Origin of the sequence: Ethanoligenens sp. (assembly GCF_047718355.1) — a bacterium.
In the GTDB taxonomy this organism is placed as follows: Bacteria; Bacillota; Clostridia; order Oscillospirales; family Ethanoligenentaceae; genus Ethanoligenens.
The window spans coordinates 6,290-13,748 of the sequence record NZ_JBDNLG010000082.1; the positions used below are offsets into that span (position 1 = coordinate 6,290).

Annotated in this window: 8 protein-coding genes and 2 riboswitches; of the genes, 7 read left to right on the forward strand and 1 reads right to left on the reverse strand. The window is 49.6% G+C overall.

The features are described from left to right. Positions 1-41: 41 nt before the first annotated feature. Positions 42-272: a cortexillin II gene (locus ABF463_RS11340; RefSeq protein ID WP_415533748.1), complete on the reverse strand. Its 231-nt coding sequence runs from the start codon at positions 270-272 to the stop codon at positions 42-44. 188 nt (positions 273-460) lie between these two features. On the opposite strand from ABF463_RS11340, the gene ABF463_RS11345 reads away from it, so the two are divergent. From ABF463_RS11345 to aroF, 7 genes are all read left to right on the forward strand, one after another. After that, on the forward strand, positions 461-1,786 hold the full coding sequence (locus ABF463_RS11345) for a relaxase/mobilization nuclease domain-containing protein (protein ID WP_415533749.1): 1,326 nt from the start codon (positions 461-463) through the stop codon (positions 1,784-1,786). Then, a complete protein-coding gene (locus ABF463_RS11350; RefSeq protein ID WP_415533750.1) occupies positions 1,783-1,995 on the forward strand; it encodes a hypothetical protein in 213 nt (70 codons plus the stop codon). Before ABF463_RS11345 ends, ABF463_RS11350 begins: the two co-directional genes overlap by 4 nt. Positions 1,996-2,044: 49 nt before the next feature. Beyond that, positions 2,045-2,185, forward strand: a riboswitch (FMN riboswitch). A gap of 173 nt (positions 2,186-2,358) precedes the next feature. Continuing rightward, positions 2,359-3,462, forward strand: a complete 1,104-nt coding sequence (gene ribD / locus ABF463_RS11355) for a bifunctional diaminohydroxyphosphoribosylaminopyrimidine deaminase/5-amino-6-(5-phosphoribosylamino)uracil reductase RibD (protein ID WP_415533751.1) — start codon at positions 2,359-2,361, stop codon at positions 3,460-3,462. Further along, entirely contained in the window at positions 3,444-4,082 is a 639-nt protein-coding gene (locus ABF463_RS11360; RefSeq protein ID WP_415533752.1) for a riboflavin synthase, read from the forward strand. Before ribD ends, ABF463_RS11360 begins: the two co-directional genes overlap by 19 nt. An 11-nt stretch (positions 4,083-4,093) precedes the next feature. Further along, positions 4,094-5,293, forward strand: coding sequence for a bifunctional 3,4-dihydroxy-2-butanone-4-phosphate synthase/GTP cyclohydrolase II (locus tag ABF463_RS11365; RefSeq protein WP_415533753.1), 1,200 nt, complete (start codon positions 4,094-4,096; stop codon positions 5,291-5,293). A gap of 14 nt (positions 5,294-5,307) precedes the next feature. Beyond that, positions 5,308-5,775 carry a 6,7-dimethyl-8-ribityllumazine synthase gene (ribE, locus tag ABF463_RS11370; RefSeq protein WP_415533754.1) on the forward strand — a complete coding sequence of 156 codons (468 nt, stop codon included), beginning with the start codon at positions 5,308-5,310 and terminating at the stop codon, positions 5,773-5,775. 340 nt (positions 5,776-6,115) lie between these two features. Beyond that, a riboswitch (FMN riboswitch) is annotated at positions 6,116-6,246 on the forward strand. A gap of 114 nt (positions 6,247-6,360) precedes the next feature. Continuing rightward, positions 6,361-7,377 (forward strand): 3-deoxy-7-phosphoheptulonate synthase, encoded by a 1,017-nt coding sequence (gene aroF, locus ABF463_RS11375; protein ID WP_415533755.1) that lies wholly within the window; start codon positions 6,361-6,363, stop codon positions 7,375-7,377. The last annotated feature ends 82 nt before the right edge of the window (positions 7,378-7,459 follow it).

A 7,459-nucleotide genomic window follows, 5' to 3' on the forward strand; every position in this document is an offset into this window, starting at 1 on the left:
GTCAAATGGTTGCGGCACGATTTTGCTTTATCTTTTAGTGCTTACTTCTTAATGGCTTCCAGAACCTCGTCCACTGTCTTCCCGCTGTCAAGCAGCGCCTGCATCAGCTTGCTCAACTCCGCTTCCTTCTGTGATTTGGAGATTTCCTTGATCTGCTGATCCACTTCCGCAATCTTGGCCTTGTACCCGTCAACTCTCTCCTGATATTTGGCCTTTACCGCTTCCAGATCTGTGATTTTCTGCTCCGGAGTTTTCAGGACGCCTCTTGCCATTTTCAGCACGCTCCAATCTATAATTTTACGATGCCACCAGCATAACGCAAACGCAGGGAAATGTAAAGAGAGAATAACTTTGCTTTGCTTGGGAGGAATGCAATACGGCGATTTCAAAAATCCGACCGCATCACGGGCGAAACGGAGAATCCATTCTGCGCACGCTGTATAAACGTTTGAATTACGGTATGAATCCGAAAAAGACCGATCAGGGCCGTCTGATCTCCGGGTACCAGTGCGATCCGCCTCTTGCGTACAAAGAGTTTTACGCGACCAAACAACTTTATGAAAATCTGACCGGACGCAGGCAGGAACGGCGCAAGGATGTGATTGCTTATTTGCTCGTCCAGTCCTACAAGGTAGGAGAAATTACGCCGGAGGATGCAAACCGTCTGGCATACGAAACCGCGCTGGAATTTACGAAGGGTGATCATGCGTTTATCGTCTGCACCCATGTGGATAAAAAAAACATCCATACGCACGTTTATTTCAACAGCACCGCATTGGATGCTACGCGGAAATTCCAGAACCTGTATAATTCCTATGAGGTGCTGCGTTCCATCAACGACCGGTTGTGCAAAGAGCAAGGATATTATGTCATTGAACATCCCAAGGAAAAAGGCAAAAGCTATAAGGAATGGTCGGCGGATAAAGCGGGCACCAGTTGGAAGTCCAAACTGCGCGAAACCATTGACGCCGTGCTGCCGTCCGCCGAGGATTTTGACGATTTTCTTGACCGGATGCGTCAGACCGGGTATGAAGTCAAGCGCGGCAAGTATATTTCATTTCGCGCGCCGGGGCAGGAACGATTTACGCGGGCAAAGCGGCTAGGCGCGGATTACACCGAGGACGCGATTTCCGCGCGTCTGGCGGGCAAACAAAAACCTACGCCCATGCAGAAAAAAGCGCGACGGTTTTTTGCTGAAAACATCAATTTGCTGATCGACATTCAGGCAAAAATCGACGCCGGTAAAGGCCCCGGCTACGAACGCTGGGCGAAAATTTTTAATATCAAGCAGGCGGCGAAAACCTTCAACTATTTGTCCGAACACGGGATCGCCGATTATGCCGGTCTGCTTGACCGCATGGCGGCAGTCACGGAAGATATGTCGAGTGCATCCTCCGGCGTCCGAAAACTGGAGGGCCGTATGACCGAGATCGGGACGCTGAAAAAGCATATCGTTGATTACAGCAAGACGAAAAAAATCTTTGACCAGTACAAGACGTCCGGGTGGAGTAAGGCGTTCCGGGCACAGCACACGGAGGAACTGCGTTTGCGGCAGGAGGCCAAGCAGGCGTTTGACGCTTTGGGGGGCGGCACAATTCCAACGATGGCGCAGTTGCAGGCGGAATATACCACGCTTCTGGAACAGAAAAAAGCGCGGTACGAAGAATACCGCCGCCTGAAAGACGACCAGTCAGAGCTACAGACGGTACGGAGCAATGTGGATAAGATTTTGCGCGTGGAGCTGCCCGACCGGCAGCGAGAGCTGGAAAGGAGCCGACAGTCATGACGGCGGATTTCAATGCATGGTGCGCCAATGCGCCTTTAGGCATCCGCAAGGATGCACAGCCGCCCAGGGTACGGGGCGTTCGCAAAAGCGGCCGCAAGGCGGATTTTGCCCCGGGGGTTTGGGGGCGGGACGGCCCTCAACAAGCAGACCGTGGCCACACGGTCATTGCTTGCCAAGCCAAGCTTTGTTTGCCTTTATTACAGGCTTGATTTTTTTTGTGCAGCGGCGTATGATAAGAATTAACAACTGAATAAGTTCAAATGTCTTCAGGGCAGGGTGAAATTCCCGATCGGCGGTATAGTCCGCGAGCGCGTAAGCGCAGGACTTGACATTATGTTCAAGTCAGGATTTGGTGAAACTCCAAAACCGACAGTATAGTCTGGATAGAAGAAGATGTGTTGAAATTATATGTAATGCCGGAGTAACGTTCGACAGTGCTTTATGATTCCGTCAGAGCCGGTTTCTCCGTGCCTGATGGCTTTAAGGGCATTCCAATACACCTGAATTTTAACACCTGAAAGACATTTCCAATGTTTTCAGGTGTTAATTTTTTTATTTTAGGGGTGTTGCGATTGTCTGACGAAACTTACATGAAGCTGGCATTGGAATGCGCACAAAGAGGATGCGGTTGGGTCAATCCGAATCCGATGGTCGGAGCCGTTGTCGTGAAAGATGGCCGTGTGATCGGCACGGGCTATCATCAGCGGTACGGGGAATTGCACGCGGAGCGGAACGCGCTTGCTTGCTGCACGGAACCGCCTCATGGTGCAACGCTGTATGTGACCTTGGAACCTTGCTGCCATTACGGGAAAACGCCGCCGTGTACGGATGCAATTCTGGAAAGCGGCATCCAGCGCGTGGTGGTCGGCTCGGTCGATCCGAACCCACTGGTTGCCGGGAAAGGCATTCAGATTTTACGTCAACACGGGATTGAAATCACGGAAGGTTTGCTGTGCGAAGCCTGTACCGCGCTGAACGAGGTATTCTTCCACTTTATTCGGACTCGGATGCCCTATGTCGTGATGAAGTATGCGATGACGATGGACGGGAAGATCGCCACGCATTCCGGTCAATCAAAATGGATCATCGGCGAAACCGCCCGCAGGCATGTACAAGGGGACAGACATCGGTATTCCGGTATCATGGTCGGTGTCGGCACGGTTCTCGCGGACGACCCGCTTTTGACGTGCCATCTGCCGGACGGCAGGAATCCCGTCCGCATCGTCTGCGATTCCCGGCTGCGGACGCCACCCAACGCGCGGGTCGTGCAGACGACAGGAGAGGCTCCCACTATTCTTGCCACCTGCTTACGGGATGAAACCCTTGCGCGCCCCTACAGGGATGCCGGGTGCGAGGTGTTCACGCTCCCAGCAAAAAATGAGCGTGTGGATCTGCGGAAACTCATGGCTGTATTGGGGGAGAAAGAAATCGACAGCGTTTTGCTAGAGGGCGGTGGAGCGCTGAACTGGTCGGCATTGCAAAACGGCATCGTCAACAAAGTACAGGCATATGTTGCTCCGAAGCTGTTTGGCGGCGCCGATGCGAAGTCCCCTGTGGAGGGAATCGGCGTGAAAAGCCTGGAGCAAGCGTTCAAGCTTGCTCCGCCGCAAGTGACCTACTTGGGAGATGACATTCTGCTGGAAAGCGAGGTGCTTCCATGTTCACAGGTATCATAGAAGAAACGGGAACCGTACTCTCAATTAGAAAAGGCGGGCATTCCGCTGTTGTAACAGTCAGCGCATCGGCGGTTCTGGACGATTTGAAACAGGGTGACAGTATCGCGGTCAGCGGCGTGTGCTTGACGGTCGTTTCTCTGGTGGAAAATTCCTTTTCCGCCGATGTGATGCACGAAACCGTCGAACGCTCCAACCTTTTGAATCTGAATATCGGCGGCATGGTCAATTTGGAACGCGCCATGCCGCTGAACGGACGGATCGGCGGACATATCGTCGCAGGGCATATCGATGGAACTGGGGTCATCAGTAAGGCGCGGAAAGATGAAAACGCGATCTGGTTCACAGTCCGCACATCCCCCGCTATCCTGCGGTATGTAATCGACAAAGGGTCCATCGCTATCGACGGCATCAGTCTGACTGTTGCGGGCGTGTCAGAAAATGATTTCAGCGTATCCGTGATTCCGCACACGGCCCAAAACACCACGCTTGGGAAAAAGCGCGTCGGGAACACAGTAAATCTGGAAAACGACTGCATTGGAAAGTATGTGGAAAAGCTGCTCTGCGCACCGGGAGGACGAAGCGGTATCTCAAAGGAATTTCTTGCCCGATATGGATTTTAGGAGGAATCAGCGTGTTTGCGTTTAGTACGATAGAAAAAGCGTTTGACGATTTGCGTCAGGGAAAAATAATTTTAGCGACAGATGATGAAAATCGGGAAAATGAAGGAGATTTGATTTGCGCCTCAGAATTCGCCACAACGGAAAACGTCAATTTTATGGCGGTACACGGCAAAGGGCTGATTTGTATGCCCATGAGCATTGCGCTCTGCCAGAAGCTCCGGTTTCCGCAGATGGTTTCCGACAATACTGACAACCATGAAACAGCGTTTACGGTTTCCGTCGATCATGCCAGTACCACGACGGGCATTTCCGCCGAAGAACGGGGCGTCACGGCCCGCGCCTGTGTAAGCGACAGCGCAAAGCCTGAGGATTTCCGCCGCCCCGGTCATATGTTTCCGCTGATGGCAAAGCCGAACGGCATTCTGGAACGGGGCGGGCATACGGAGGCCACCGTGGATCTGCTGCGGCTTGCGGGCCTTACAGAGTGTGGACTGTGCTGTGAGGTCATGAGCGCGGACGGTCGGATGATGCGCACGCCGGAACTGATTCAGTTTGCGGGTCAATGGGGGCTGACCTTTATCACAATCAAGGATTTGCGGGATTACCGGAAAAAGCACGATAAGCTGGTCGAGCGCGTAGCTGCTGCCAAAATGCCAACTCGATACGGAGATTTCACCGCATACGGCTACATCAACAAGCTCAACGGAGAGCACCACATTGCGTTGGTCAAGGGAGAAATCGGAGACGGGCAAAACCTGTTGTGCCGCGTTCATTCTGAATGCCTGACAGGGGACGCTTTCGGCTCCCTCCGCTGTGACTGCGGACAGCAGTTCGCATCTGCTATGACGCAGATTGAACGGGAGGGACGTGGAATTTTGCTCTACATGCGGCAGGAAGGGCGCGGCATCGGGCTTATCAACAAGCTCCGGGCCTACGAATTACAGGATCAAGGGATGGATACGCTGGAAGCAAACGAGGCGCTTGGTTTTGCGGGCGATTTACGAGAATATTTCATTGGCGCGCAGATTCTTCGGGATTTGGGAGCTAAGACGCTTCGGCTTCTGACCAATAATCCCGACAAGGTGTATCAGCTTGCCGATTACGGTATGGAAATTGTAGAGCGTATCCCCATCCAGATGGATGCCACCCCCTACGACCTGTTTTATCTTAAAACGAAGCAGTGCCGAATGGGACATATCCTCAATTATTGAAGGGAGCGCTTGTAATGAATGTTTTTGAAGGAAAACTGATATCCAAAGAAATCCGGGTTGGTATTGTAGCCGCCCGCTTTAACGAATTTATTACCTCGAAATTGCTATCTGGCGCGTTAGATGGTTTGAAGCGCCACGATGTATCGGAAGATAGCATTGATGTGGCATGGGTTCCCGGCGCGTTCGAAATTCCGCTGATCGCGTCAAAAATGGCGAAAAGCGGAAAATATGACGCGGTGATCTGTCTCGGAGCTGTGATCCGAGGCAGTACCAGCCATTACAACTATGTTTGCAATGAAGTGTCAAAGGGCATCGCCCAAACGGCGCTTTCCAGCGGAGTTCCGGTGATGTTCGGTGTACTTACGACGGAAAATATCGAGCAGGCTATTGAACGCGCCGGAACCAAAGCAGGCAACAAGGGCTTTGACTGCGCAGAAGGCGCGATTGAAATGGTCAATCTGATTCGTGCGATAGAAGTATGATTAAGGGGACTGTCTAAAAATGCCCTCATCAAAAATTAGTGGCAGGGTAACGGCGATCATAGTTTGCCTGGCTTTTCGAATTTATCAAGAATTTCTGATAACCAAGCCAGTCCATTTAGCCTGTGCATTTTAACAGCATACGCAAAAAATTTGAGGGTGATATAAAGCAATCCGCGCGTGCTATGACATATGAGGAAGGTAAATAGTCATACAAACACCTAAATTATATACATATCAGCGCTCCAATGTTAACTATGTTAGTGTGTTTATCACAAGTTTTTAATATTTATGGAAATGCGATTGAATTTATGGCAAAACGTGCTACTATTGTTATAAAGTTGTAAATCTTCAGGGTAGGGTGAAATTCCCAATCGGCGGTATAGTCCGCGAGCGCGAAAGCGCAGGTGCGAGAGCACAGGACTTGGTGAAATTCCAAGACCGACAGTAAAGTCTGGATGAAAGAGGATTTTGACTATATTTTAGTAGCCATATCGTTCTATTCATATTTAGCGCCTGAAGACTATTTAGCCTTTAGGCGCTTTTTGCTTTTTTCAGACCTATGCAATAACATACTGGAGGCGCAATATGATTGTAGTTGTAAAAAATGGTGTACCGAAGGAAAAGTTTGATGGGCTTCTACAACTGATAGAAAAATGTAACGTAACTGTAAATATTTCGATTGGAGATACGTTCACAGTCATTGGGTTACTCGGGGATGTATCTTCGATTGACAAGGAGATGCTCGCAGCGCAGGATATTGTAGAAAGCGTTGAGCGTATTAACGAGCCGTATAAAAGAGCAAACCGTAAAATGCATCCTCAAAACACTACTGTTAAAGTCGGGGACAACTTGATAATTGGCAGTCAACAGTTTGCTATGATTGCCGGGCCTTGTGCGGTGGAAAGTGAAAAACAAATTGTTGAAGTGGCACATAGAGTTAAATTGGCAGGAGCGAATCTCTTACGTGGTGGTGCATATAAGCCACGCACTTCACCTTATTCATTTCAGGGTTTAAAGGCGGACGGGCTAGAGCTATTGAAAATTGCAAGTCGTGAAACAGGTTTACCCATTGTTACTGAAATTATGAGTATTAGCCAATTGCCACTATTCGAAAGAGACGTGGATGTAATCCAAGTAGGTGCAAGAAATATGCAAAACTTTGAGCTTTTAAAAGAGCTTGGAAATATTGACAAACCTATTCTTTTGAAACGTGGCTTTGCGAACAATATTACGGAGTTATTAATGAGTGCGGAGTATATATTAAGTGGTGGAAATAGTAAGGTGATGTTGTGTGAACGTGGCATACGTACTTTTGAAACCTTTACACGCAATACATTAGATATCTCGGCAGTGCCTGTTCTAAAACGACTCACTCACCTTCCAATCATCGTAGATCCTAGCCATGCTACGGGATTACCTTGGCTTGTGGAGCCGTTATCTAAAGCAGCAATCGCTGCAGGGGCAGACGGGATCATGATCGAAGTTCACAATGATCCATCCAACGCCTTGTCTGACGGAAAACAATCGCTCACACCTGACCAATACGATCAAATAGCAAAACACTTACATCGTTACACGGAATTGGAAAAAAGAGTTTTTTAACTATTGTTATCTATGCTGCTATAATCGAGGTGAAGGGACGTATATGAATACATTATTTGAATTTGTCTGTATGACATATGAT